This window comes from Roseobacter sp. OBYS 0001, from assembly GCF_019654895.1.
In the GTDB taxonomy this organism is placed as follows: domain Bacteria; phylum Pseudomonadota; class Alphaproteobacteria; order Rhodobacterales; family Rhodobacteraceae; genus Roseobacter; species Roseobacter litoralis.
The window spans coordinates 289,575-315,433 of record NZ_BPES01000003.1; the positions used below are offsets into that span (position 1 = coordinate 289,575).

At 56.2% G+C, this 25,859-nt stretch carries 23 protein-coding genes; 17 read left to right on the top strand and 6 right to left on the bottom strand.

The window, feature by feature from the left end; translation table 11 throughout:
- The first annotated feature begins 1 nt into the window (after position 1).
- From K5Q35_RS09160 to K5Q35_RS09170, 3 genes are read left to right on the top strand one after another with little or no spacing between them, the layout of a single operon-like run.
- Positions 2-568: a nucleoside triphosphate pyrophosphatase gene (locus tag K5Q35_RS09160; RefSeq protein ID WP_220799333.1), complete on the top strand. Its 567-nt coding sequence runs from the start codon at positions 2-4 to the stop codon at positions 566-568.
- Positions 565-1,587, top strand: coding sequence for a ribonuclease E/G (locus K5Q35_RS09165; protein WP_220799334.1), 1,023 nt, complete (start codon positions 565-567; stop codon positions 1,585-1,587). Before K5Q35_RS09160 ends, K5Q35_RS09165 begins: the two co-directional genes overlap by 4 nt.
- Positions 1,584-1,781, top strand: coding sequence for a DNA gyrase inhibitor YacG (locus K5Q35_RS09170; protein ID WP_220799335.1), 198 nt, complete (start codon positions 1,584-1,586; stop codon positions 1,779-1,781). Before K5Q35_RS09165 ends, K5Q35_RS09170 begins: the two co-directional genes overlap by 4 nt.
- A 15-nt stretch (positions 1,782-1,796) precedes the next feature.
- Here K5Q35_RS09170 and K5Q35_RS09175 read toward each other — a convergent pair whose 3' ends face one another.
- Positions 1,797-3,368, bottom strand: a complete 1,572-nt coding sequence (locus K5Q35_RS09175) for a cation:proton antiporter family protein (RefSeq protein ID WP_220799336.1) — start codon at positions 3,366-3,368, stop codon at positions 1,797-1,799.
- Positions 3,369-3,589: 221 nt separating this feature from the next.
- Complete coding sequence (locus tag K5Q35_RS09180) at positions 3,590-4,039, bottom strand: Rrf2 family transcriptional regulator (protein ID WP_220799337.1); 450 nt, start codon at positions 4,037-4,039, stop codon at positions 3,590-3,592.
- Positions 4,040-4,121: 82 nt separating this feature from the next.
- Between K5Q35_RS09180 and K5Q35_RS09185 the strand changes: the two genes are divergently transcribed.
- From K5Q35_RS09185 to K5Q35_RS09220, 8 genes are all read left to right on the top strand, one after another.
- A complete protein-coding gene (locus tag K5Q35_RS09185; RefSeq protein ID WP_169315066.1) occupies positions 4,122-4,277 on the top strand; it encodes a hypothetical protein in 156 nt (51 codons plus the stop codon).
- Between the two features lie 95 nt (positions 4,278-4,372).
- On the top strand, positions 4,373-4,606 hold the full coding sequence (locus tag K5Q35_RS09190; RefSeq protein ID WP_220799338.1) for a hexameric tyrosine-coordinated heme protein: 234 nt from the start codon (positions 4,373-4,375) through the stop codon (positions 4,604-4,606).
- Positions 4,603-4,908 carry a DUF6522 family protein gene (locus K5Q35_RS09195; protein ID WP_220799339.1) on the top strand — a complete coding sequence of 102 codons (306 nt, stop codon included), beginning with the start codon at positions 4,603-4,605 and terminating at the stop codon, positions 4,906-4,908. The genes K5Q35_RS09190 and K5Q35_RS09195 overlap by 4 nt, the downstream gene beginning before the upstream one ends.
- A gap of 9 nt (positions 4,909-4,917) precedes the next feature.
- On the top strand, positions 4,918-6,123 hold the full coding sequence (locus tag K5Q35_RS09200; protein WP_220799340.1) for an NnrS family protein: 1,206 nt from the start codon (positions 4,918-4,920) through the stop codon (positions 6,121-6,123).
- Positions 6,120-6,788, top strand: coding sequence for an NnrU family protein (locus K5Q35_RS09205; protein ID WP_220799341.1), 669 nt, complete (start codon positions 6,120-6,122; stop codon positions 6,786-6,788). Before K5Q35_RS09200 ends, K5Q35_RS09205 begins: the two co-directional genes overlap by 4 nt.
- A 251-nt stretch (positions 6,789-7,039) precedes the next feature.
- A complete protein-coding gene (hemN, locus tag K5Q35_RS09210; RefSeq protein ID WP_220799342.1) occupies positions 7,040-8,389 on the top strand; it encodes an oxygen-independent coproporphyrinogen III oxidase in 1,350 nt (449 codons plus the stop codon).
- A 248-nt stretch (positions 8,390-8,637) separates the two neighbouring features.
- The gene (bchE, locus tag K5Q35_RS09215) at positions 8,638-10,302 is read left to right on the top strand and encodes a magnesium-protoporphyrin IX monomethyl ester anaerobic oxidative cyclase (protein WP_220799343.1); all 1,665 of its coding nucleotides are present in this window, start codon (positions 8,638-8,640) and stop codon (positions 10,300-10,302) included.
- 817 nt (positions 10,303-11,119) lie between these two features.
- The gene (locus K5Q35_RS09220) at positions 11,120-12,319 is read left to right on the top strand and encodes a glycerophosphodiester phosphodiesterase family protein (RefSeq protein ID WP_220799344.1); all 1,200 of its coding nucleotides are present in this window, start codon (positions 11,120-11,122) and stop codon (positions 12,317-12,319) included.
- Positions 12,320-12,769: 450 nt separating this feature from the next.
- Here K5Q35_RS09220 and K5Q35_RS09225 read toward each other — a convergent pair whose 3' ends face one another.
- A complete protein-coding gene (locus K5Q35_RS09225) occupies positions 12,770-14,221 on the bottom strand; it encodes an exopolysaccharide biosynthesis polyprenyl glycosylphosphotransferase (RefSeq protein ID WP_259650505.1) in 1,452 nt (483 codons plus the stop codon).
- 257 nt (positions 14,222-14,478) lie between these two features.
- Positions 14,479-15,483, bottom strand: coding sequence for a GlxA family transcriptional regulator (locus tag K5Q35_RS09230; RefSeq protein ID WP_220799345.1), 1,005 nt, complete (start codon positions 15,481-15,483; stop codon positions 14,479-14,481).
- A gap of 104 nt (positions 15,484-15,587) precedes the next feature.
- Here K5Q35_RS09230 and K5Q35_RS09235 point away from each other — a divergent pair, with 104 nt between their 5' ends.
- Genes K5Q35_RS09235 through K5Q35_RS09250 form a run of 4 tightly spaced genes read left to right on the top strand, consistent with a single transcriptional unit; the run spans position 15,588 to position 20,695 of the window.
- Positions 15,588-16,841, top strand: coding sequence for a sarcosine oxidase subunit beta family protein (locus tag K5Q35_RS09235; protein ID WP_013962880.1), 1,254 nt, complete (start codon positions 15,588-15,590; stop codon positions 16,839-16,841).
- An 11-nt stretch (positions 16,842-16,852) separates the two neighbouring features.
- Positions 16,853-17,152, top strand: a complete 300-nt coding sequence (locus tag K5Q35_RS09240; protein WP_013962879.1) for a sarcosine oxidase subunit delta — start codon at positions 16,853-16,855, stop codon at positions 17,150-17,152.
- The gene (locus tag K5Q35_RS09245) at positions 17,149-20,151 is read left to right on the top strand and encodes a sarcosine oxidase subunit alpha (RefSeq protein WP_220799346.1); all 3,003 of its coding nucleotides are present in this window, start codon (positions 17,149-17,151) and stop codon (positions 20,149-20,151) included. Before K5Q35_RS09240 ends, K5Q35_RS09245 begins: the two co-directional genes overlap by 4 nt.
- Positions 20,152-20,164: 13 nt before the next feature.
- Positions 20,165-20,695, top strand: coding sequence for a sarcosine oxidase subunit gamma (locus tag K5Q35_RS09250; protein WP_220799347.1), 531 nt, complete (start codon positions 20,165-20,167; stop codon positions 20,693-20,695).
- 393 nt (positions 20,696-21,088) lie between these two features.
- On the opposite strand, the gene K5Q35_RS09255 is transcribed toward K5Q35_RS09250, so the two are convergent.
- A complete protein-coding gene (locus tag K5Q35_RS09255; RefSeq protein WP_220799348.1) occupies positions 21,089-22,297 on the bottom strand; it encodes an MFS transporter in 1,209 nt (402 codons plus the stop codon).
- Positions 22,298-22,313: 16 nt separating this feature from the next.
- Positions 22,314-23,090, bottom strand: coding sequence for a hypothetical protein (locus tag K5Q35_RS09260; protein WP_259650506.1), 777 nt, complete (start codon positions 23,088-23,090; stop codon positions 22,314-22,316).
- A 245-nt stretch (positions 23,091-23,335) separates the two neighbouring features.
- On the opposite strand from K5Q35_RS09260, the gene K5Q35_RS09265 reads away from it, so the two are divergent.
- Entirely contained in the window at positions 23,336-25,195 is a 1,860-nt protein-coding gene (locus tag K5Q35_RS09265; RefSeq protein ID WP_220799350.1) for a bifunctional diguanylate cyclase/phosphodiesterase, read from the top strand.
- A gap of 355 nt (positions 25,196-25,550) precedes the next feature.
- A complete protein-coding gene (locus tag K5Q35_RS09270) occupies positions 25,551-25,817 on the top strand; it encodes a hypothetical protein (protein ID WP_044025366.1) in 267 nt (88 codons plus the stop codon).
- Positions 25,818-25,859 lie beyond the last annotated feature (42 nt).

Sequence of the window (25,859 nt, forward strand, 5' to 3'; positions counted from 1 at the left end):
TTTGTTTATTTTGGGGTCAGGATCGCCGCGCCGCAAGGAATTGCTGGCGCAAATCGGCGTTGTGCCTGACGATATTCGCCCGCCCGATATTGACGAAACACCGCACAAGGGTGAATTGCCACGTCCCTATTGTGCCAGGATGGCGCGCGAAAAAGTCTGTGCCGTTGATGCGCAGCCGACAGATATCGTGCTCTGTGCGGACACGACGGTCGCCTTGGGCCGCCGTATATTGGGCAAACCCGAAGATGCATCGGAAGCCGAAGCGTTTCTGAAATCGCTGTCCGGGCGGCGGCACCGGGTCATTACGGCGGTTGCGGTGCGGGTTGCTGATCGCGTGTGGGAAAAAGATGTGCTCAGCATTGTGCGTATGAAATCACTGTCGCAAGCGGACATCCAAAGCTATATCGACAGCGAAGACTGGCGTGGCAAGGCGGGCGGATATGGCATTCAGGGCCCGGCCGCTGCATTGATTCCGTGGATCAGCGGCTCTTACACGGGCATCGTTGGTTTGCCTCTGGCCGAAACAGCAGGCCTGTTGCAGGCGGCAGGATACAGGGGGGCCTCATGAAGGGTCAGACGATCATTCTCGACCATATCGAAAACCGTGAAGCGGCGGCACTTATGGTGGATGGCGCTTTGCAGGATATGCTGGTTGATGCGGATCAACCGCGCCCCGGTACGATTTACCGCGCGATTGCCGACCGGCCTGTGAAAGGGCAGGGGGGAATGTTCCTCAAGACGCCCGATGGGTCTGCTTTTCTGCGTCAGGTCAAGGGGATGGCCCCGGGGCAGGCGGTGCTGGTGCAGGTCAGCGGCTACGCCGAAGCGGGCAAAGCCATCCCTGTGGCGCAAAAGCTCTTGTTCAAGAGCCGATATGCCATCGTGACGCCGGATGCGCCCGGTCTCAACATCAGCCGGTCGATCAAGGATGAAGCGGAACGAGATCGCCTGCTTGAGATCGCCCACGAGGGCGCGGGTGGCTCGGGCTATGGTTTGATCCTGCGGTCTTCCTGCGAGAACGCAGCGGAAGAGGACATCGCGCAGGACATAGACACGATGATGGGACTGGCGACTGATGTGCTGGAAGACAGTGGCACGGACATGGCCGTGTTGGCCACGGGCGACGGTCCGCATCTGTTGGCGTGGCGCGACTGGGTGGCACCCGGTGACGTAGTGACGGAGGCCGGCTCGTTCGAGACGCATGGTGTGCTGGATGCGCTGGATCGCGACCGTGGTATCCTGCAACCGCTTGATGGGGGTGCGAGTTTCTACATTGAACCAACGCGTGCCCTGATCGCAATCGATGTGAATACCGGCCCTGATACGTCTTTGGCGGCGGGGCTGAACGCGAACTTGGGATGTGCGCGCATGTTGCCGCGTGCGTTACGTGTCAAAGGGCTGGGGGGGCAGATTGTCCTCGATCTGGCACCGATGCCGAAAAAGGACCGACGCCGGTTTGAAACGGCCATTCGGCAGGCGTTCAAAACCTGCACCGTGGAAACCGCTCTGGTCGGCTGGACCCCTTTGGGCCATTATGAGTTGCAACGTAAACGGGCGCGTGTGCCCTTGCACGAGGTTCTTAAATGACCTGCCCGATCTGCGGCAAACCACCGATCGAGACGGCGCGGCCGTTTTGCTCAAAGAGATGCGCAGACCTTGATCTGGCGCGGTGGTTTAATGGAAGCTATGCTGTTGCCTCTGAAAACCCCGATGATGCGGACGCCTTGCAAGAGGCACTTGATGCGGAGCGGGAAGACCAAAGTCGCCCCAAGCCGCATTGACGCAGCACGCGCCGTTTATTTGTCCGACAAAGGATCGACACCCGTGGTGCCGGAGGCGTGATGGGCAAGGCTGCGGCCTGCTTCACGCATTGTCAGATATGTCTGGTTCGCTCCGGCTTCTTTCATCAGATCAATGTGTTCCTCGTGCAGGGCGTGGGTCACGATCGGCCCCGTAAACCCCTTGGCGCGCAAGGTGCGTGTTGCGATCAGCTTTGCCTCCAGATCATCCATGGCAAGAACAGCCGCCTTTATCTTGCCAAGCTCCACGCTGCTCCAGAAATTGCTGTCTTCGGCATCGGCGAATACCACATTGCGCCCGGCTTTTGCGTGGGCTGCGGCCTTATAGGTATCTGCGTCCAGCCCGATGGGTTTCGACCCGTTCTGGATCAGAACCTCGTATGTGGCCGAGCCCGTCCGCCCCATACCGAATATCAGCACATCCGCATCCCCCAGATCTGCGGGTTGCTCGTCGGGGTGACGTGTGACGCGCTCAAACCGGTGCAGGCGTTGTTCAAATCGTTCGTAAAGCGGATGGGCCAGCCGGTTGATCGGCGCCGCGATCAGGAAGGATACCGACACGGCGATGGCCAGCGGCACCACGAAGGGTTCGGCTGCCGGTATGCCGGTGGCAACGATCAGGCCAAATTCGCTGTAAACCGTAAGCGAGAGCGCCGACAGAAAGGCGGTTCTGGCCCGCAAGCGGAAGGCCAAGAGCAGGAAAAAGAACAAGATACCCTTGAGCGGCAACATCAGCCCCAGCACGACGGCAAAGATGAGCGCGTCCCAGTCCGGCAAGCCTGACATGCCAATCGACAGAAAGAACCCGACGAGGAATATCTCTTTCAGCGACCAAAGCGCGTCTGACAATTCGCTTGCGCGCGGGTGATTGGATAACAGCAAGCCCATCACAAGCGCGCCAATCTCACCCTTGAGCCCGATGATCTCGAACCCGTAGCCACCGATGACAAGCGCGAGCGCCATGCCCGCAAGCACCAGCACCTCATCATGGCCCGCCCAGTCGAGCAGCTTGTGCAAAAACGGGCGCAACAAGGGCGTGGCAAAGATCAGCAGCGCCCAAGGTCCGGGCACCTTGCCCGAAAAGATCGCCAGCACGACAAGCGCGATGATATCCTGAACGATCAAAATGCCGATGGCTGTGCGGCCATGGAAGGTGCCCATCTCGCGTTTGGATTCCAGCATTTTGGCGGCCAGCACAGTCGAGGAAAACGCCAGCGCGATGCCGACCAGTAGCGCAACCGTCCAGTCATCCGTGAAAAATGCGCGCGCCAGCGGGGTAAAGAGCGCAACCGACAGGGCAAAGTGCAGCAGGGATACACCGACCACATGCGGCTCGCCGATCTGTTTGATTTTCAGCTTGAGGCCCACTGTGAAGAGCAGAATCAAGACGCCAAGGTTCGCGATATATTCGAGAATCGGCCCGGTCGTGTCCGGCATGCCGACATGCGGCCCCGCAGCATTGATCACGAAACCGGCCGCAAGAAAGCCGACCAACGGCGGCAGGCCCAATGGTCTGGCTGCAAGGCCAAAAACAAATGCAGCGCCAATTGCGAAAACTTCAAAAACCATACTGTTCTGTCGTTCTTTTCTGTTGTGTCTTCCGGGATACGTCTTGGAGTTGCAGAAAGCATGTAGAACGACCGCAGGTCATGCAAGCCGAATAAACCGGAAGGCGCAGCTGTTTCCGACGGTTTGAGGAAATGGCTCAAGGTTCGTTCAGGGCGTCCGGCTTTTGCAGCAACGGACACACCTCAATGCCAAAAACGCATGACATCTGCCCGCAAAAACGGCTAACCTTGTGTTTTTGCCAATTGCGAATTCAGCAATGCGCCAAGGCTGTGCCGCGACTGTGTCACATCAGCCAGCGTATAGTGATCCAGCGTTGCAAAGAAAGCCTCTTGCGCCTCTGCCAAGGGCTGGCGCAAGCCACAGGCCGGGAGGATCAGGCAGGATTTGTCCGTGCCAAAGCACTCTACCACATGCTCCTTGCGCGTCATCGTGCGCACGACCTCACCGACAAGAATGCGTTCCGGTGGGCGCGCAAGGGTCAGGCCCCCGTTCCGGCCTCTTTCGGACAGGACAAAACCTTCGCGCACAAGCTGTGTCGAAACCTTCGACAGATGATTTTCCGACAGCCCGAACAACGTCGCTATTTCTGACGTGGCCACGCGGGCAGGCGCACGCACAACCAAGGTTATCAGAATGCGAAGCGCATAGTCGGTAAATTTGTCCAGTTGCATGAATTGATATTTAGCATTTACAATGCGTATTTAAAAGCGTTAGTTAATACTCATCTGAAATACCTGTTAAAGGGGCGAATTGATGTCACTGTCTGAAGCTTTTCTGTGGCCGGGAACCAAGGTCTGCGAGCGTCTGGGCGTGGACCCTGAAGGTGAGGCGGGCCTGATCCGCTGGATGATAAATACACTCGTTTATCTCGTGCTGAGCTTGATCGTCGTATGGGTTATCATGGTGTAACGCTTGACGCTGAGCCTTCACATTTGATGACGTGTGGCGGAACAAATCCGGCGTTTTCCTGACGGATAATGCGCAGTACTCAAAAGGATAAGCCCATGACGCCCTGGCTTCCCACGCTGATAACCAGCACACCGCAAGAGGGATACGATCTGGCGGTCAAACTCAGCCGTGTCGCGATCAAGATGACACAGCCAGACGCAGATATCCGCGAGAAATTGCGGCCTGAGTATGCCGAGAATTTTGCGGCCCTGATTGGCTCAAGTCAGATCGTGGCGACGCATTTCGCAACCGTTGCGGCGGCTAATGGGTATTGGCGAGAGATTTCATGACACTGGTAGAAGTCAATGCGGACGGTTTTGTAGTTGATGCGTTGGTGCTGGCCGAAGCCTTCGCGCTTGAGCCGGGCGATGTGCAAAAACTGATGCGCATCGGAGAGATCACATCCCTGAGCGAAACAGGCATTGGCGAGGATGCGGGACGCTCACGTCTGACCTTTCACTATGGCGACCGCGCTGTCCGACTTGTCGTGGATCAGTCCGGCGTCATCCTGAAAAAAACCAGTTTTACGGCCAGATCCCGCACGTCGGCTCTGGCGAAAAACTCTCCTGAATTGCAACGAAAAAATCTCTAAGGGTCTGCCATGGCGCAAACAACGTCTCAACTAAGCCGGGAATGGCAGGGACCCGGTGTATTTTCCTACGGCTTTCGCCCGTTCTTTCTGTTTGGCGCGGTTTGGGCGGCTATGGCGATGGTGCTTTGGGTTTTGATGCTTTCAGGCTATTTTGCGTTACCGACCCGGCTTGACCCTCCCTCTTGGCATGCGCACGAACTGCTGTTTGGCTATCTTGGCGCGATCATCGCAGGCTTCTTGCTGACGGCTGTGCCGAACTGGACCGGGCGCTTGCCCATAGTCGGCGGGCCTCTGGCGGGATTGTTCGGTCTTTGGGCCATCGGGCGGGCTGTGATGGCGGCTTCGGCCCTGCTGCCGCTGGGCGTGGCAGAGTTCATTGATCTGTTGTTTCCCATTGCGCTCTGCGGCGTCATTCTGCGTGAGATTATCGCGGGCAAGAACTGGCGAAATCTGGTGGTGCTTGCAATGCTGGTGGTCTTCACATTGGCAAATCTGCTTTTCCATCTCGAAGCTGCGCGGGGTGATATCGCCGCTCAGGGGGTGGGCGCACGGATTGGTGTGTCGTCCGTGATCATGATGATTGCCGTCATCGGGGGGCGGGTTATCCCGTCTTTTACCCGCAATTGGCTTGTACGACAAAAAGCGGAGCGGTTGCCCACCCCGCCGATGCAAGGTTTTGACAAGGCGGTCCTTTTGATCACGGTCCTTGGGCTTTGTTGCTGGGTTGCGGCACCAGATCACAGGGTAACCGGGGGTGCACTGCTGCTCCTGGGCGCTTTGCATCTTGTCCGGCTTGTGCGTTGGCAGGGCGCGCAAACGTTTGGCGAACCGCTGCTTTTGGTTTTGCATTTAGGGTATGTTTTCGTCCCCGTTGGCGCGTTTATCGCTGGGGTCTCAATCCTGTTTTCTGACGGGATGCTGGCCGTTGCAGCACTGCACCTGTGGATGGCAGGGGGCTTCGGATTGATGACCTTGGCGATGATGACCCGCGCGACATTGGGGCATACCGGGCAAGAACTGACGGCAGGAGCGGGCACCGTTGCGATCTATCTCGCGCTGATTGGCTCGGTCTTCGCCCGGATTGCCGGAGCGTTCTGGGTCGGTTCAGCCACGACGCTTTACGCGTTATCCGGCGTGCTGTGGATCGGTGCGTTTCTTGGCTTCGCCTTTATCTACGGGCCTGCCCTAATGAAATCTAAACCTGCGCGCTCATGAGCGGCTGGCTGACATTTGCGGGTGTGTTTGTGCTTTTCTTCGCGACACATTCCATTCCGGTGCGCCCGCCGGTCAAGAAGCACCTCGTAAAACACCTCGGTGCAAAGGGATTTACCCGTGCCTATTCGGCGCTGTCGCTGTTGATCCTGGCGTTGTTAATTTGGGCCGCACAGCAGGCTCCCTTTGTGCTGCTTTGGGCTGAGGGACCGTGGCACCGGCCGGTTATATGGTTGGGAATGCTGGTTGCTTGCCTGATCCTCACCGTTTCGATCGGACAGCCCAATCCCTTTTCCTTTGGAGGTCGAAACAATGACGCGTTCGATCCGTTGGACGCCGGTTTTATCGGGTATTTGCGCCATCCACTGCTGAACGTTCTTGCCTTGTGGGCGCTTTTGCATGTGCTTGCGAATGGCGATCTTGCGCATGTCTTGTTGTTTGCCACCTTGGCACTCTTCGCGCTGGCCGGGCCGCGTGTCATTGATGCACGAAAAAAGCGTGATCTGGGCGCTGATGCATGGCTCGCGCTCGTATCTGAGACCCGCAGTCAGCGCCGTTTCCAAGTGCCGTCACGCGGCACAATGCTGCGTCTTTGTGCGGGCGTGACCGTCTATCTGATGCTCGTGTACTTACATCCAATCGTAATCGGTGCCCCTGTTTTCCTCTGAAAATCAAGAGTGTTGATGTTCCGCTGACCTGCTTTGTGGTTCGCTGGAGCCTGCGACCCGACTGACTTCAAATCAATCTGCATCGATGATCTGGATCAAAGACAGTCCTGACTGCTTTCAAGAGACTGAGTGAAACCGGGCTTTATCCAAAGCCCTAACGACCGGAGCGGTTTGGGCGGGGTTTTCGTGGGTACGATACCACCTTTTCCAAGCCTTCAGCCAAGGTGCTGAAAGAACAGAGTGGGACTACAATGACGAACACGCTTAAAACCTACATGACCCGCAATGTACCACGCTACACCAGCTATCCAACGGCGCCGCACTTTTCCGATGCCATCGGTTCAGAGGAATATGCACGCTGGTTGTCAACGCTTCCGCCTGAGAAACCTGTTTCACTCTATCTGCACGTCCCCTATTGCCGTGAGCTTTGCTGGTATTGCGGCTGCAATATGAAACTGGCCAAAAAGGATGCACCCGTCGCGCAGTATGCGCAGACTCTCAACCGTGAGATCAGCCTTTTGGCCCAGCATTTGCCAGAGCGTATGAAAATCTCTCATTTGCATTGGGGCGGCGGGACACCCACGGCACTTGTGCCTGACGATCTTGAGCGTGCAATGGACGCCGTGCACGCCAGTTTCGATTTCACCGCGGACGCCGAACTGGCGATTGAGAGTGACCCGCGGACCCTCACCGACGAGATGATCCTGCGGATTGGGCAATTGGGATTCACCCGTGCCAGTTTCGGAGTTCAGGAATTTGACCCAAAAGTGCAAAAAGCAATCAACCGGATTCAGCCGCCCGACATGGTGCGCCATTCGGTTGACGGGCTGCGTGCGGCGGGCGTCTCAGGTATCAACTTTGACTTGATTTACGGTCTGCCCCACCAGACCGTTGACACGCTGCTTGAAACGATACGTCTTTGCGTGGAGATGCAGCCTGATCGGATTGCGCTGTTTGGATATGCGCATGTGCCGTGGATGGCCAAGAAACAAAGGCTCATTGATGAGGCCGCCTTGCCCGACGGCGATGCACGGTTGCAGCAATCACAAGCAGCAGCTGTCGCATTGGTGGAGGCCGGATATGTGGCTATCGGGCTTGACCATTTCGCGCTCCCCTCAGACCCGATGGCCAAAGCTGCCAAAGAAGGAAGCCTGCGTCGTAATTTTCAGGGCTACACAACGGATCGCGCCGAAACCATGCTCGGGGTTGGATCGACATCTATCGGACGCACACCTTCCGGATACGTTCAGAACCTCACCGAAACCGGTGCCTGGGCGCGCGCCATAGAAGCTGGTGTTCTTCCGGTCGCCAAAGGTGTTGGCTTGAGCAAGGATGACAATTTGCGCGGGCATGTTATCGAACGGCTGATGTGCAATGGGGAAGTGGACCTCGATGCTGCGGCCCTGCAGGCTGGTGCGCCGGGGGGCTGGTACCACATGCACGACGCAGAGCTGGCGATACTGGAAGCAGACGGTTTGATCACGCGACAGGGCGGGAAAATTTCGGTCACCGACCATGGCGCACCGGTTGTGCGCGTGGTTGCAGCAGTTTTTGATGCCTATTTCGCAGCCCAGAGTGCGCGCCACGCTGTCGCCGTCTAAGGCTTCTTGCCCCACTTGCGCGATGTCTGTTTGCGCGGGGGCTATGCCTGTTATCAAAACACTGTCCGTTTTCCTGTAGATGCGTTCCTGATTTCGGGACGCAGACCCGCATACGTTTCCTGCTTCCCAGTGTTCAGCGTTGACGCTGGGATGCGGTTGTTCAGTGCCGGTGATTGGACTTTGATTTATGTCAAGGTGTATTGACACACTGACTGTCAATCTAGCGTTACACAGATTGAGGAATCATCATGAAAATTCTGTTTGTACATCCAAATTACCGTTCCGGTGGCGCTGAAATTGCCGGAACATGGCCCCCGGCCTGGGTCGCTTATCTGAGCGGCCACCTGCGCGGCGTGGGCTTTGATGACATCGAGTTTATTGATGCGATGACCGACAATCTGACGGATGCTGATCTGGCACAGAAGATGGAGGCGCTGCAACCCGATGTCGTGGCTGTCACGGCCATCACACCGTCGATCTATCGCGCTGAAGATGTTCTGAAAATTGCAAAGGAACTGGTCCCCAACGCCGTGCGGGTGATGGGCGGTGTCCATGCGACATTCATGTACAAACAGGTTCTCTCCGAAGCCCCGTGGATCGATGTGATCGTGCGCGGTGAGGGCGAAGAGATCTGCTCTGAACTGATGCTGGCCATTCAGGATGGCAGTTTTCCCGGAAACCGGCACGACATCAAAGGTCTCGCCTTTTTGGACGGCGATAAGATCATTGCCACGCCTGCAGCTTCCACGGTCAAGGATCTGAGCAAGATCAAACCGGACTGGACGGTCCTTGATTGGTCAAAATACATCTACATCCCGCTTGGCACACGGGTGGCCATCCCGAACCTTGCGCGCGGGTGCCCTTTCACCTGTTCGTTCTGTAGCCAATGGAAATTCTGGCGCGATTACCGGGTGCGTGACCCCAAGGATGTGGTCGATGAGATCGAAGATCTGGTGGATAATCACGGTGTTGGCTTCTTTATTCTCGCGGATGAAGAACCGTCGATCAACAAGAAGAAATTCATCGCCTTTTGTCAGGAACTGATTGATCGGGGCCTGCCGGATCGCGTCAAATGGGGCATCAATACCCGCGTGACAGATATCTACCGCGACCGCGATTTGCTGAAATTCTACCGTGAGGCCGGATTGGTGCACGTCAGTCTTGGGACTGAGGCTGCGGCTCAGATGAAGCTCGACATCTTCAACAAAGAAACCAAGGTTGACGAAAACAAAGAAGCGATCCGCCTGCTGCGCGAAGCTGACATTCTGGTCGAAGCTCAGTTCATCGTGGGCCTTGATAATGAAACGCCCGAAACCCTCGAAGAGACGTTCCAGATGGCTTGGGACTGGCAGCCGGATTTGGCAAATTGGTCGATGTATACGCCCTGGCCCTTTACCCCGCTGTTTCAGGAGCTGAAGGACAAGGTCGAGGTTTTCGACTACAGCCGCTATAACTTCGTGACCCCGATCATGAAGCCCAAAGAGATGACGCGGGGCGAATTGCTGGACGGTGTGATGAAAAACTACCGCCGGTTCTATTCGCGCAAGGCGCTTTTCCATTATCCATGGCGCGGCAACGGCTTCCGCCGCCGATATCTGCTTGGCTGTCTTTATGCCTTCCTAAAGGCAGGTGTGGGGCGCACGTTCTATGACTTGGGCAAGGTGGGCTATACCGGCCCTCAATCGAAACACAAACTCGACTTCCATTTTGATGAAACCCGCACCATTGCCGAAGCGCAAATGGACGATTGGGAAGCCTCTGCCGACAAGGCGGCCAGAGCCGCCGAACGTCGCGAGGCGCTGCGCGAGCAAGGTAAAGAGCGCGCAGAAGAGAGAAGCCGGGCGTTCAAGATGCCCAATGGCGCAGAGGTCAAGGCCTGCGGTGGCGGCACTCAGCAAATGGAGGATGTGTAAGCGCATCCAGCCTTATACGGGGGTGATCAGGCGCTAAACGCCATCCTGCCACGCGGGCCTTGATCGGTCAGTTTGGCGAGCCGGCACAGATCAGTGAGTAATTTTCCACATCGCTTGGGGCCCATGCAGGGCCCCTTGTAGCGTGGAGCGTCGTTAGTCCTTAACAATTCTGTGCGCGCAGCGTGTCAATCCGCTCTCGTGCCAACCAAGGCGCTGTGACCGCGGCGTTATTGGATATCGACGTGGGCTTGTTTTGTGATCAGCTTGGCACCGTGCTTGCAAACCCCTCGCACACGCGTTTTGGGATTTTTGGCCGGGGAAGTGGCAGACGACCACAATACCTATAGTTTTGATGGCGTTTTTCTCATTTTTTCGATCAATGACCGGGTGTGTGCTTTTGTGACGGGCAGATACGATAACTCTCGATGAGATCGGTCTCCATTCGTCACGTGCGCAGGTGAATTTTGGTCGCGCCGCCCAATTTTTTGTGGAAAAGACTGTTCTACGCGCGACGAGGCCTGTGATGTTCAGGACAAGCACCCAAAAGCCGCAGCCTGATATGGCATCAATACTGTTGCTTGGTCTGGAGCGTAGCTGAACGAAAAAAGTCACCCCCTCCGATTTCATGATGACGCTCGAATATCGGACGCATCATCAGCTGTGCGATAACTGGGACTTGTCAAAGCAGGGGATGCGACAGATCATGCTCTCACTCGATATAAGTATCGCCATCTTGTCAGGTGGATTCCTCAGGCAGTCCGGCCGGGCGGGGTTTTTCGGGTATAATGCACGGTAAACTCTCTCGAAAGGCTTCAATATGCTGCGACCCATCGTTCTTGCTTTTGTCCTTGGCACGCCCGCACTTGCTGATCCGATCACCACAGGCCCGCGTCCGCTTTATCTGATCGATCAGATGGCACCCGGCCCATTGCGCGATAAGCTGCTGTCGTGTGCAGGAGATCCGGTGCAGCGTACCTTGTTTTCTATTGGCCACCGAGGTGCGCCCCTGCAATTCCCCGAGCATACGGTGGAAAGTAATATGGCTGCTGCGCGAATGGGGGCGGGTATACTCGAATGTGACGTGACCTTTACATCGGACAAGGAATTGGTTTGCCGCCATGCGCAGAATGACCTGCACACCACAACCAACATCCTCGCCACCGATCTCGCGGCGAACTGCACGGCTGGTTTTGTCCCGGCGGATGGTGATGCGAAGGCGAGTGCTGAATGCAGAACCTCAGACATCACACTGGCGGAGTTTCGAACCCTGACCGGCGAGATGGATGCGGCCAACACAAATGCCCGGACTGTCGAGGAATACATGGACGGCACGGCGGGCTGGCGCACCGATCTTTATGCAGCGGATGGCGGGGATTTGATGACCCACGCGGAGTCGATTGCGCTGTTCAAATCGCTGGGCGCAAAATTTACGCCTGAGTTGAAAAGCCCGGCTGTCGACATGCCGTATGACGGCTTTACTCAAGAAGATTATGCGCAGAAGCTGATTGATGAATATAAATCCGCAGACATTCCTGCATCAGATGTCTGGGCGCAGTCGTTCAACCTCGATGACGTGCTCTATTGGATCAGGGCCGAGCCAGAGTTTGGAGCACAAGCCGTCTATCTGGATGGAAGTTACAGGATTGACGGTTGGAACCCGGATGCGCCGGAAACCTGGACCCACCAGATGGATGACCTCAAGGCCATGGGCGTCAACTATATAGCGCCGCCGGCATGGGTGTTGATGACCTTGGATGGCGGCAAGATCGTGCCCTCCAGATACGCAATCGACGCCCGTGCGGCTGGAATTGACATCATCACCTGGACGATGGAACGGTCCGGCCCATTGCAAGACGGCGGCGGGTGGTATTACCAATCCATCAAGGATGTCACCAATTCCGATGGCGTCATGTACGAGGTGATTGACGTTCTTGCGCAGGAAGTTGGTGTCAAGGGAATCTTCTCGGACTGGCCTGCCACCATCAGTTACTATGCCAGTTGCATGGGTCTTGAGTGAAACGAGCGATTGCCTTGTACCTGTAGCGTCCTGCGGCATCCCTCGCGAACAGCTTTGTCTGCATCCAAGGGTCAAAGCGTCCTCTTGGACGCAGATTGTGAGGGGATGTGTGCCGCTCATGTGCATGCAGATTGCGGCAGTAGGACCAATATGAAATCTGCCCGGGCGTGTGTTGCATGCATATGGCTGGGTTAAACAGCGCTTGTCTGTGCAGTTTGCGTAAACCGAAGAGCGCTTTGAAACGGTTTAACCAACTCCATACACGCATATCCACCGCTGCGATGTCGCATATGACACGCGGCTTTTCATGACGAGTGCTGCACGCTCTCGCATTGAAGATCGCAAACTTGTTTTGGTCCCGACCCTTCCCATCTTATTTATCAGACATGACACCCAGGCCGCGCGTCACGGGTTCGATTAGGTATATGGGTCTTCAATTTTATTACGGCCTCAATACGCACCCTTTTCCCGGAAAAGGCTCAACGGGGTTTGGAACAGGATTTTGAGATCTAACCAGACCGACCAGTTTTCAATATAGAACAGGTCGTGTTCAAAGCGTGCTTCCAGTTTTGTCGCGTCGTCAATCTCGCCCCGCCAGCCGTTGATCTGTGCCCAGCCGGTGATGCCGGGCGGCAACCGGTGTCGCGCCGAGTAACCATCAACGATCTGGGTAAATCGCTCATATTGACTGGACATCGCTTCGACCGCATGTGGCCGGGGTCCAACGAGTGACAAATCCCCTCGTAATACATTGAAAAGCTGAGGAAGCTCATCGATGGAGGAGCGCCTGAGGAAACGCCCGACGCGTGTCACGCGAGGATCTCCTTTGGTCACCACCTTCTTTCCCAACGGGTCGGTCATATCCGAATACATTGATCGAAATTTCAGCACTTCGATGATCCGATTGTTATAGCCGTGACGGTGTTGGCGAAACAGCACAGGACCCGGAGATTCGAGGCGAATGGCGAGAGCGGCCAGGACCATCACAGGCCAAAAAACTGCCAATGCACATAGTGCAAAGAAGACGTCAAAAAGACGTTTGGCCAAACGACACTCGGGCGCATAGCTGCGCTTGAGGCGCTCAAGTGACGGCACTCTTCGGTGCTGATCAAAGGCGAAGTCCTTGCTATAGGTAGACAGCCCGACTTCGACCGGAAGGACGCGGAATTCATCCAACAACCATTTGATGCGTTTTTCTGCGGCGAAGGGCAATGCAATGATCACCAACTCGATGTCCGAAGCGCGCACGAAAGCGATCAGATCCTGATACCCGCCAATCTTGGGTATGCCCAAAACCTGCTTGGGAGAACGTATATCATCGCGATCGTCGAATATGCCATGCAGGCGGATGTCGTTACCCGGCCGCGCGTTCAGCCCCCGGATGAGGCGCGCTGCCTCCTCCCCGCCGCCGGCGATGACAGCGCGGCGGGCAATCAATCCTGTTTCGATCACCCATCTGATGATCATATTGCCCCCAAGCCGGGTCGGGATAATGGCAACTGTCAGACTTAGCGCTGTACTGGCAATTGCCGTGCTCATATTTGCGACTGGGGCGAGCGCAATGCCCACAATCACCGGAGCAATTGCGCACAACAAGCTATACCCGATGAACGACACGCGATTGGCCATGACCTTACTGCGATATCCACCAAGGACGACCATGGTTGTAACAACGACACCACTGCCAAGAATGGCCCAGCCCGCAGCATCAAGGGGCGCGAATTGCTCTGTGGCCGTGGCCCCGTAAAGGGCGAACCAGAAGGCAAGCGCGAACACGAAAACGTCAATGCAGACGGCGATGCAGGCGAGCCAAAGCGGTTCGAGCGCACCGCGTTGCAGCACAAGGGCAACATTCTGCGCAGCTTCATTCAATTTAATTGAATGCCTATCCATTTTACTCATGGTCCCGACCATCCTATTCTGACCGGGCAATCTCCGGCACTTCAGGCGATCAGCGTAGCACCCATCGGTTAAGACTCCGTTGGAGTTGGGTAAAATGGCCATCACAAATTGCATGATATCCAGCCCTGTCTTAACGATGCGGTTTCAAAGCATCTGAACGCTTACGCGTCGTCGCAAAACCCGCGCGGAAATTGGTCGGAACGTGCCAGTCGCACCCACGTCAGGCCCGCTTGAAACTGTTGATTTGCCCCAAGCCGTCATGACGCTGTTGACGCTCGGATGAGCCGCCAGCTTTCGGGGGTGGTGTTATAGGTGGCCTTAAAAACACGAATGAAATGAGACACATCCGAGAAACCCGTGTCCTGCGCAATCTGCGTGACAGACCGTTGTGTCTGTTGCAAAAGCCGTTCCGCCTGCGCCAGACGGATTCTCTTGCCCGCCTCGAAAGGCGTCATGTCCAGCGCGGCGTCGAAGCGGCGCTCCAGTGTTCTGGGGCTGACTTTCAGGCGCGCGGCCAAGGTCGAAAGTGTCGGCGGCGCGTCCAGTGCTTGTTGTAGCAACAGTAAGGCACGGCGCACGATGGGGTCGCTGGTTGTCAGGTCCAGCGGCAACCCCGGTTGCGGGCGGTCTGCCTCCATCGCCTCGTCGATCATCATGATCGACAGGCTTTTGCGCGCGGCGGCCTTGCTGATGTGGCGATCCACGAGAAAGGCTGCCAGATGCGCGGAACTTGTGCCGCCAGAACACGTCAGCCGATCCCGGTCGACCACGAAAATCTGATCGGACACCGGCTCAAGCCCATCAAATTGCTCAAGAAAATCGTTGTGGTGGAACCAGCTGACGCAGCAGCGATATCCATCCATGAGCCCGGCGCCGTGAAGAACGAAAGAGCCGGTGCAAACACCAATCAAGGGCACGCGCGCCACCGCAGCCCGGCGCAGGAAAGCAGTGTATTCGGGTTCGAGCTGCTCCAACTCGCCCATCAGGCCGCCAATGACCACGATATAGTCAAAGCGTCTGGGGTCGCCAAGACGCTCTTCGGGCTGCAGCGTCACGCCACTCGAGGAGGTGACCGGGGTCATGTCCGCTGAGAGCACACGCCAGTTGCAGAGAATGGCGCGAGAGCGGTCACCTTCGTCGGAGGCAAGGCGCAACACATCAACAAAATTGGCGAAAGCGCAGATCGTAAATTGCCGCGTCAGGATGAATCCAATGCGCAGGCGTGTGCGGTCTGAAGGGATGGCAGATTCGGGGTGCTTCATGACGATATAATAACGCGCATCTGGCGTAATTATACAGCAACGGTTTGTGGTAATATGTTAACGAGCGACATCTCTGCATTTTAACCGTTCGGGAAGGCCGCATCATGACCCATTTCTCCGGGATATCGCTCCTTAAGAATGCTCTGTCCGGTCATAAGAACTGGCCCGAACAATGGCCCGACTCGCCGCCCAAAGATGAATACGATGTGATCATCGTCGGTGCGGGCGGCCACGGATTGGGCGCGGCCTATTACCTCGCTAAGGAACACGGCATCACGAATGTCGCCGTTATCGAAAAAGGCTGGCTGGGTGGTGGCAATACCGGGCGGAACACGACGATTATCCGGTCGAACTATCTCTATGACGAAAGCGCGCGGCTGTTCGATCATGCCCTTGATCTGTGGGACAACCTGAGCACTGAGCTGAACTACAACGTGATGTATTCAAAGCGCGGCGTGATGATGCTCGCGCACAATGTGCACGACGTCCAAAGCTTCCAGCGGCATATTCACGCCAACCGCCTGAACGGTGTGGACAACCGCTGGCTCAACCCGAAAGAGGCGCAGGATTTCTGCCCGCCGCTCAACATCTCGCCTGATGCGCGCTATCCCGTTATGGGCGCAGCCTTGCAGCAACGCGCCGGGACCGCACGGCACGACGCGGTGGCTTGGGGCTATGCGCGGCAAGCGGCAAAGCGCGGCGTGGATATCATCCAGAACTGCCCGGTGCTGTCGATCCGGCGCGGGGCGGATGGCTCGGTCGAGGGCGTGGAAACCGGCAAAGGGTTCATCAAGGCCAAAAAGGTCGCCGTCTCCGCGGCCGGTCACACCAGTGTGGTTATGGACACAGCCGGCGTGCGTATGCCCTTGGAAAGCTATCCGCTGCAAGCGCTTGTCTCAGAACCGATCAAGCCCGTGTTCCCTTGCGTTGTGATGTCCAACACCGTGCACGCCTACATCAGCCAGTCCGACAAGGGTGAGTTGGTGATCGGGTCCGGAACCGATCAATACACCAGCTATTCGCAGCGCGGTGGCTTGCCTTTGATCGAACACACCGTCGCGGCGATCTGCGAGATTTTCCCGATCTTCAACCGCATGCGGATGCTACGCAAATGGGGGGGTATCGTCGATGTGACTCCGGACCGCTCTGCCATTCTGGGCAAAACGCCGGTTAAGGGGCTCTATGTGAACTGCGGCTGGGGCACGGGTGGATTCAAGGCCACGCCGGGGGCTGCGCACACGCTGGCATGGACCGTCGCAAAGGACGAGCCGCACCCGATCAACGCGCCCTTCACGCTAGAGCGTTTCACGACGGGTCGGCTCATTGACGAAGCCGCCGCCGCCGCCGTCGCGCATTAAGGAGAGATCTGATGCTATTGATACATTGCCCCTATTGCGATGAAACGCTGCCCGAATTGGAATTCGCTTATGCGGGCGAGGCACATATCGACCGCCCCACCGATCCATCAAAGCTGACGGATGAGGAATGGCGCGATTTCCTGTTCATCCGCACCAACGTGAAAGGCGTGCACGCCGAACGCTGGCGTCACATCAACGGCTGCGGGCGCTTTTTCAATGCCCTGCGCGACACGGTCAGTGACCGCTTTGTCACAACGTATAAGGCCGGGCAGCCCCGCCCTGATATGACAGCTGAGGAGGCCGTGAAATGAATGAATTTCGTGTAGAAGGCCGCGGGCGTGTCAACGCGGACAAGCCGGTAAAATTCACATTCGACGGCGAAATTTACAAAGGGTTTGAGGGTGACACCGTCGCATCGGCGCTGCTGGCGAATGGCGTTCACCTGATGGGGCGCAGTTTCAAATACCACCGCCCGCGCGGCGTGGTGACCGCAGGCTCCGAAGAGCCGAACGCGCTGATCGGGACGACACGTGGAAAGGGGCGGTTTGAGCCGAATACCCGTGCCACCATCCAGGAAATTTACGAAGGTCTCGGCACAGAAAGCCAGAACAAATGGCCGACCTTGCAGTTTGACCTTGGTGCGATCAATGACCGGCTTTACATGCTGTTTTCCGCCGGGTTTTACTACAAAACCTTCATGTGGCCTCGCAGTTTCTGGGACAGCGTCTATGAGCCACTGATCCGCAAGGCTGCAGGTTTAGGCAAGGCCCCGACCGAGGTCGACCCCGACCATTATGCCAGTCGCTATCTGCATTGCGATGTCCTGATCGTGGGCGCGGGCCCGTCGGGGATTGCAGCAGCGCTGACGGCGGGGCGGGCTGGTTCCAAGGTCGTTCTGGTCGATGAAAATACCGAAATGGGCGGCACATTATTGTCTGAACCTGCGGTGTCGATTGAGGGGCAAAGCGCGTGGGACTGGCTCGCCGCCGCCACGAACGAACTCGATCAGTTACCCAACGTGCGCCTGATGACGCGCACCACGGCCATGGGGTATTATCACCAGAACATGATCGGCATGGTGCAGAAACTGACCGATCACATGGCCGATATTCCTGATGGCGCGCCTCGTGAACGCATGTGGCGGGTGCGTGCGCACGAGGTCGTATTGGCACAGGGCGCGATCGAGCGGCCCATGGTTTTTGACGGAAACGACTGCCCCGGCGTGATGATGGCCGGGGCCGCGCAGACCTTTTTGAACCGCTTTGGCGTTCTGGTTGGCAGACGGCCCGTGGTGCTCACCAGCCATGACAGCGCTTGGTACAGCGCCTTTGACATGGCGGATGCGGGCGCGGAAGTCGTCGCGATTGTCGACACCCGTACTGAGGTTGCGCCGTCGCTTGTGCAGCAGGCGATGAAGCGCGGGATCGAAACACTGGTTGGACATACCGCGACCGGCACAAAGGGTCGTTTGCGGGTCAAGGGGCTGCGGGTGAACCCGATCAAGGAGGGCCGCGTGAGCTATTCGCGGATGCTGTCCTGTGACGCGGTGCTGGTCTGTGGTGGGTGGACACCGTCGCTGCATCTGTTCTCGCACACCAAAGGGTCATTGGATTGGGACGCCGACGCCAAAGCCTATCTGCCCGGCAACAAAACCGAAGACGTCCACATTGCGGGTGCCGGGCGCGGCCTTTGGGGCATCGCCGCTGCGCTTGAGGATGGCGCGAAGGCGGGCGTTGAGGCGGTGCAGGCGCTGGGGCAGACGGCGGATACGGTGACGTATCAAGTGACCGATGACCGCACCGGCACCGGTATCACGCAAAAAGAACTGCCGAGTGATCGCAGCGCGGGCAAAGCCAAAGCCTTTGTCGATTTCCAGAACGATGTGACCGCCAAGGACATCCGTCTGGCGGTGCGCGAGGGCATGAAATCCATCGAACACGTCAAACGCTACACGACAAATGGGATGGCGACGGATCAGGGCAAACTGTCGAATATGAACGGTCTGACGATTGCGTCCGATGCCTTGGGCAAAGAGGCCCCGCAAGTCGGTCTGACGACCTTCCGCCCGCCCTACACCCCAACGACATTTGGCGCATTTGCGGGCTATCATAAAGGCAAGCATTTTGAAGTGACACGCAAGACACCTATCGACAGCTGGGCCGAAGAAAACGGTGCAGCATTCGAGCCGGTCGCGCTGTGGCGCCGTGCGTGGTATTTCCCGCAAGACGGTGAAGACATGCACAAGGCTGTCTCGCGCGAATGCAAGGCGACCCGGGAAAGTGTCGGCATGTTCGACGCCTCCACCTTGGGCAAAATCGAGGTGTCCGGCCCGGATGCGGTCGAATTCATGAACCGGATGTACACCAACCCCTGGACCAAACTGGGCGTGGGGCGGTGTCGCTATGGTCTGCTGCTGGGCGAAGACGGCTTTATCCGCGACGATGGTGTCATCGGGCGGATTCGGGACGATCTATTCCATGTCACAACCACGACGGGCGGTGCCGCCAGCGTGTTGAATATGATGGAGGATTACCTCCAGACGGAATGGCCGGACCTCAAGGTCTGGCTGACCTCCACCACGGAGGAATGGGCCACCATCGCGCTGAACGGTCCGAACGCGCGCAAACTGTTGCAGCCCTTCGTTGAAGGCGCGGATATCTCCGCCGACGCGATGCCGCATATGGCGCTCGTGGAATGCACAGTCGCAGGCTTTCCCGCGCGTCTGTTCCGGGTGAGTTTTACCGGAGAGCTGGGCTTCGAGATCAACGTGCCCGCGCGTCATGGTCGTGACCTTTGGGAAAAACTGCATGAGGCGGGGCAGGAATATGATATCTGCACCTATGGCACTGAAACCATGCATGTTTTGCGCGCTGAAAAGGGCTTTATCATCGTCGGTCAGGATACGGATGGCACCGTCACACCGCAGGATGCGGGTATTGGATGGGCCATCGGCAAGATGAAGCCTGATTTCGTTGGGAAGCGATCACTGGATCGCCCTGATATCGCGGCGCCAGGGCGCAAACAGCTGGTGGGCTTGTTGACGGACGATCCCAAAACCGTGCTGGTGGAAGGCGCGCAGATCGTGGCGAACCCCAAGCAGCCCAAGCCGATGAAAATGATCGGTCATGTGACCTCGTCCTACTGGTCTGAAACGCTGGGTCGTTCGATTGCGATGGCTGTCGTTGAAGGTGGGTTTGACCGCATGGACGAGACGCTGCATATCCCGACTGAGGAGGGGGGGACGGTACCTGCGAAAGTCACCGGAACCGTTTTTTATGACCCCGCGGGCGACCGCCTGAAGGTTGAATGAGGAGGACAACAAGATGAATGCTCTCGTAAGCTCTTTTGACGCCGTATCGATCGCGGTTCTGCCGCCGGTAGCGCGTTTCAACCTGCGCGTTGCACCTGCCGATCTGGCCATGGCCAGCAAAACCTTTGGCCTGGAATTGCCAGGTAAGATCGGGCAGGGGGCGCAAAACGGCGATCGCGCCGCCTATTGTATCGGACCAGATGAATGGCTGTTGCATGCCGCAGAGGCGGATCAGTCTGCCATTGTTGCGGGTTTTGATGCAGCCCGAGCAAAGACGCCACATAGCTTGACTGTGATTTCAGATCGTGAGATCGCAATAGAGATTACGGGTCCGGCCGCGATTGAACTGTTGTCTATTGCTTGTCCGCTCGATCTGGCGCGTATGGCGGTGGGAGGTGCGAAGCGCACGGTCTTTGACTATGCGCAAGTCGTGTTGATCCGGGACGCGGATGATGCCTTCCGCCTCGAAGTCTGGCGATCTTATTTCCCCCATGTCCACGGATTGCTGGAGGTAGGTTTTAAAGAGCTTTCGGTCGGTTTGTAACGCTACTTTCAGATGAGACGCCTGTTTGGTGTTGGCTGCGATGCGCATAGTATTTTGACGTCTGAATGAGATTTTCAGGGGAGAAATTGAACTTCTCTGAAAGGTATTCAGAACCCTGCGCGACACGCGGTACGCTAGACTCAAATGGCAGGAAAAAAGTTCAGACGGACGTATGTTGGTAATTTTCAGCGCAAGTTAAACGCTGTTCTTTGAAGTTGCTTGCAGTAAATGCGCTCTGGTTTTTGTCGCACATTTCTGTCGCAAATGGCCCAGTATGGCCGAACGGTACAGTATTAATTCTCGCGCGCGCTGTGCGTTCGGGTTCTTGGCAAATTGTGGCGTGCATCAAATAATTGGATGATTTTGTCATTCGTGCAGAAGCCGACCTTCGGATCAGGGCGTTGGGTTGGGAACATGACTGGTTGACAAGCCAAGCCCCTTACTGGCCATAAGGGCGCAGGCGGCGGCGGCGAAACACGACACAGCTGTAGCAGAGGACGCATATGGAAACCCCGCCTCGGCGAGCAGTGCGACCATCGCGATTCCGCCGAGCCGTGCGAAAGTGATGTCCAGACTGGTTGAGGCCGCGCTCAACCCTTTTGGTGCAAATCTCAGGATTAATTGCGTAGACGGCGCGTTACTGCACGCCAACCCGGCGCCGACGAGCACACATGACAATACGATGAGAAACAGATTTTCGTTGTCATATGAGAGAAAAAACCCAACGACGATGAGGAGCGGCGAGGCAAACATAATTGTCCGGATTTGCGGGCCGTCCACCATGTTTCGCAACAAAGTACTCAAAGCGGAAAACGTCAGCCACATAACTGTCAATGCAAAACCTACACTGGCTGTCCTGACTTCATTGTCCGACAGCCAGACCGGGAGCCGGAACAGGTAATAGGTGATGGATCCATAGGTGCAAAACACATAGATAAAAGTAACCCAGAGATGGCGAGCTCGAAAGAGTTGAGAATAGTCTTTGGGCAAGACGGGGGTTTCTGCGCGCTCATTGGTGTCGCGCAATCCGTTGAGTAATATCAATGCAACGATCGCCAATAGTGCAATGAAGATGAACCCGATGTTCCAGCCGAACTTGCTGAAGAAACTGCCGTAAAAAAGTGGTGCGAAGGCGGAAACATAGCCCGCGATACTGCCCCACACGATCAGCATCCTTCCTGGTTTCAGCGGTGAGGCGCGGGTCAGGAGCAAGGGTAACAGTGGTGAAAAGATACCGGCGCCGAGGCCTTGTATTGCGCGACCGGCAATGAGCATTTCGAAGCTGTTGGAGGTGGCAACCAAGAGTGAGCCAGCTGCAAAGAGGGCGACCCCGTAACCAAAGACCTTCCTCGTGTCAAAGGCGTCGCCGCACCACCCACTCAAAAGAACGCCAATTGCAACTGCAATTCCATATGAATTGAAGATCCACGCCAGATCACCAATCGATAAACCGAGCTGCAATTGGATCGCTGGCAACAGCAGCGGAACCAATGTGAGTTCCATGACGAAAGCGACGTTTGCCGCGATCGGTCCGATAATCAGTCCGCGCCGGGATACAGCCACTGCGTCAGCTTTATCGATCTGTGGTGTGTGAGATGTCATTTACTCATCTCGCTGGTCAGACACTTGCTTTTGCGGCTGAATTGCTCTTCTCGTCAGCCAGAGCAACCGTTGAAGCGCCCGTCGCGCGTTGCAGACTTTGTGGCGCGCGCCTGACCATATTGGCCATGTCACTGGCGCCCATCCAGATAAGGTAGTCTTCTTCGGTGACCTGTTGGTCCGGGCCGAGCCATCGACCGGGATCACAATGGTTATAGCCGTAACGTAGGTGGGCTCCCTTTGCAGCCAGTTGTTTTGGCACGAGAGCAAAAACGAATGACGGGTTCCAAGCCGCGATCATGACCTCAAGAAGAACGCGCGACAGCAGTGAAGTTGTGCCCTGGCTCCGCGGCCCTCCAAGGCCACGGGCGCGCAGCCAAAAGTCACCTTGATAGCAAACCTGGCCCGTAATCGTGTGTAGCGCTTCGGGGCCTGAGTAAAAGGTTAGGTCCGGATCGGGGGTGCTATCGGGTGTGATATACTTGTGCCGGTGCTTGTCCAGGTGGGTTGAAAGAGAAATGCCCGACAGATCAAGCAGGCGCACGGCCTGTGTGTGTACCAACTCACCACCTGCGTTGAACCCGCAAACCCAGAACCCGTTGGTATGGTCGACATAGGAACGGGTTACATCGAACATCGGATAAAGTGGGCTGCGATCGGCTTGTTGGCTTCGATACGCACGGTATTTGGCAAAGTCATCGCCAATTTCAACGCGTATTCCAGCCTGCTCAAGATCAATGAGCGTGTTAGACAAGCTCCTTGTCAGTTCAAAAAGTCTACTCGGTGACATTAACATGCAGGCGGCCCTCTGATTTATGTCTGAAGCGCACGTTCACACCAATTGGTTAATGTTGTGTGAGTTACATCTTAATTTCGTGATATTTTGCGTTTTTCAGGCGCACTTCTGATTGCCTGTCGGTCGTGCGTAACAGCGCCTAAATCATTCTAGTTTTCATTAAAAAAGGTTTGGCGCTGGGTTTTGACTTAACCGTTCTTAATCGTCTGGATGGCACAAAGGCAGCAACGTTTAGGGTTCTACACATGATACCTGCTCAGATATTCAACCAAATTAATGACAAGTGCACCGAAGGGCTCGCACTTGCTTTGGCGTCGAATGATGACGGCGCAGTTATGGAGATTCAGTGGAGTAACAAAGCCTTCACAACGATTACCGGTTACACGGCGTCAGAGGCCTTGGGCAAACGTGGCACCATATTAATCGGTCCTGACATGGGTCAGGGCGTTCACCTTTTCATTATCGAAAAATTGATGAAATGGGAAAACTTCTCGACCAAGTCGCGCAACAACCGCAAAAATGGTGAGGTCTACTGGCAACGCATGAGTTGGGTGCACCTGTCTGACCCAGAGACGGGAAACCGCTGGTGGCTCTGCTCGATCGTCGAACTCGAGGAAGAGCAAGCAGATGCGGCGAGGCATGCGATAAACGGCCCTGCGTTATCGGATCAGGAGGGCTATGAGAAAGCGCTTGAGCAGGTTCAACGTCTGGAGAAAGAAAACACGCGTCTGCTCCAACTTGCAAAGTCTGTGGCCAAAGACGCAAACGAAGACGCTTTGACGGGCCTTTCAAACCGACGCCATTTTGAGATTGAGCTAAAGACTTGGATTGAGAACCTCAAGAAGCATGGCACGGAATTTGCCGTAATCTACATTGATCTTGACCGGTTCAAGTTTGTGAATGACACGCTTGGCCATGAAGCGGGCGACCGGTTGCTGGTTTCCGTGGCGGATATGCTGCGCGATTTGACTGGTGAATCCGACCTTGTCGCGCGTCTTGGCGGGGATGAGTTTGTCATACTGAGGCCACTGGCGCAGAGCGCGCTCAACATCAGCAGTCTGGCCGATGAAATCGTCGGAACGATGCAGGCGCCTTTTGCATGTGACGGTAAGTCGACTGCCTGCAGTGCAAGTGTCGGCGTGGCAATTGCCAACAAGTACATGGAACATGCCGAGCAGGTCGTCGCAGACGCCGACGAAGCGCTTTATCACGCGAAATCGCAAGGAAAGGGACGGTGGTCTTTCTTTACTGAAGAGATGCACGCCAAGTCTATTGCTACCAAAAAACTGGCATCGGACCTCTTGCTGGCATGCGAAAGATGTGAGTTCGTCCCGTATTTTCAGCCCTTGATTGATGCACAGACCGGCAGAATTGCATGCGCGGAAATGCTGGTCAGGTGGGCGCATCCAACGCAGGGTATTCTGGCGCCGGCGGCGTTTCTGGATACTGCCGCAAACATGGGGATCCTCAAGCAAATTGATGAAATCATCTTTGCCAGTGTGCACGGGGCGCTGTCTCGCTTTGACGAGGCGGGCGTAGATCTTCCACGCGTTGCTGTGAATGTTTCTGCGGCGCGTTTGGCGGATCCAACTTTCATCCACGACATTAAAAGCTCGGGCATCAGTCCTCAAAGACTGACGATCGAAATTCTTGAATCAGTTTATCTGGATCGGATGGGTGATGTGGTCCGCTGGACCATCGACGAGTTGGACGAGTTGGGGGTAACGATTGCCCTTGATGATTTCGGGACTGGGCATGCTTCGGTGTCGGGGCTGCTGAAAATCAGACCTTCGATCCTGAAGATTGACCGCAACTTTATCCAGCCGATTGTCGAGGAAGCAAGCACAAGGCCGCTCGTCGCATCTATCGTGGGCATCGGTAAAAGCCTTGGTATGCGGGTGGTTGCTGAAGGTGTCGAAACTGAAGAACATGCGCGTCTCGTCAGCGAGATGGGCTGCGATTACCTGCAAGGATTCTATTTCGGCAAGCCGATGTGTGAAGATGACCTGCGCAACAGGCTCCTTGAATCAGGGGGGCAGTTTTGGTCTCCTGAACAGTCGGATATCAAGAGCAGCGTCGTCCGCGGTATCGCCGGAGCGGGTTGACTGCCGTTTGGCTTGAAACCAGTCAGATGATCAGGACCTTGAACCCCTCGCGAGGGTGATTTCATTATTCTGGCGATGGAAATTCAAAACGAAAAGTGACCATATTGAGGAACACATCTAAAATTGACATGGTTTTGCACGATTTCTCAAAAATCACGTAACCAACTGGTTTTAAAAGTTAATCTTTGGTCACGCGAAGTGTCTCAGGTAAGCTGCGCCATCTGACCTTTCTGTTTTTGCACCCCATGCAATGCAAATGTGGCAGAGCGGAGGCAATGAGACAGATGCGGCCATATTCTTGACAGACCCACCCGTGATTTATCAGGCTCACAGTCGATCCTTGAAAGGAGACGCAATGAGCCTTGCCGAGCTTTTTGACACGTCCGTTCTTGTAACCAGTCCGCCGCCGGGCGCCGTAAACGTGCAGATTGGAAAAGCTGTTGAAGGCCCCGGAGGAAGGTGGGTTCCCTGCGCCTCGGCAGTTGCGGATGGAACCTATGTACCATGCGTTTTCGAGGTTGGACCGGGCCGCAGACAAGTCTGTACCGCCAACCGGCCAACGCATTTCGTAGATGAAGCGCTCTCCCGCGCGATTGAACTTGCGACAACTGCGGCAGGCTAGGTCCGAGTGTCATGTCCCGTGTCTGCGGAAAACACATCAAAT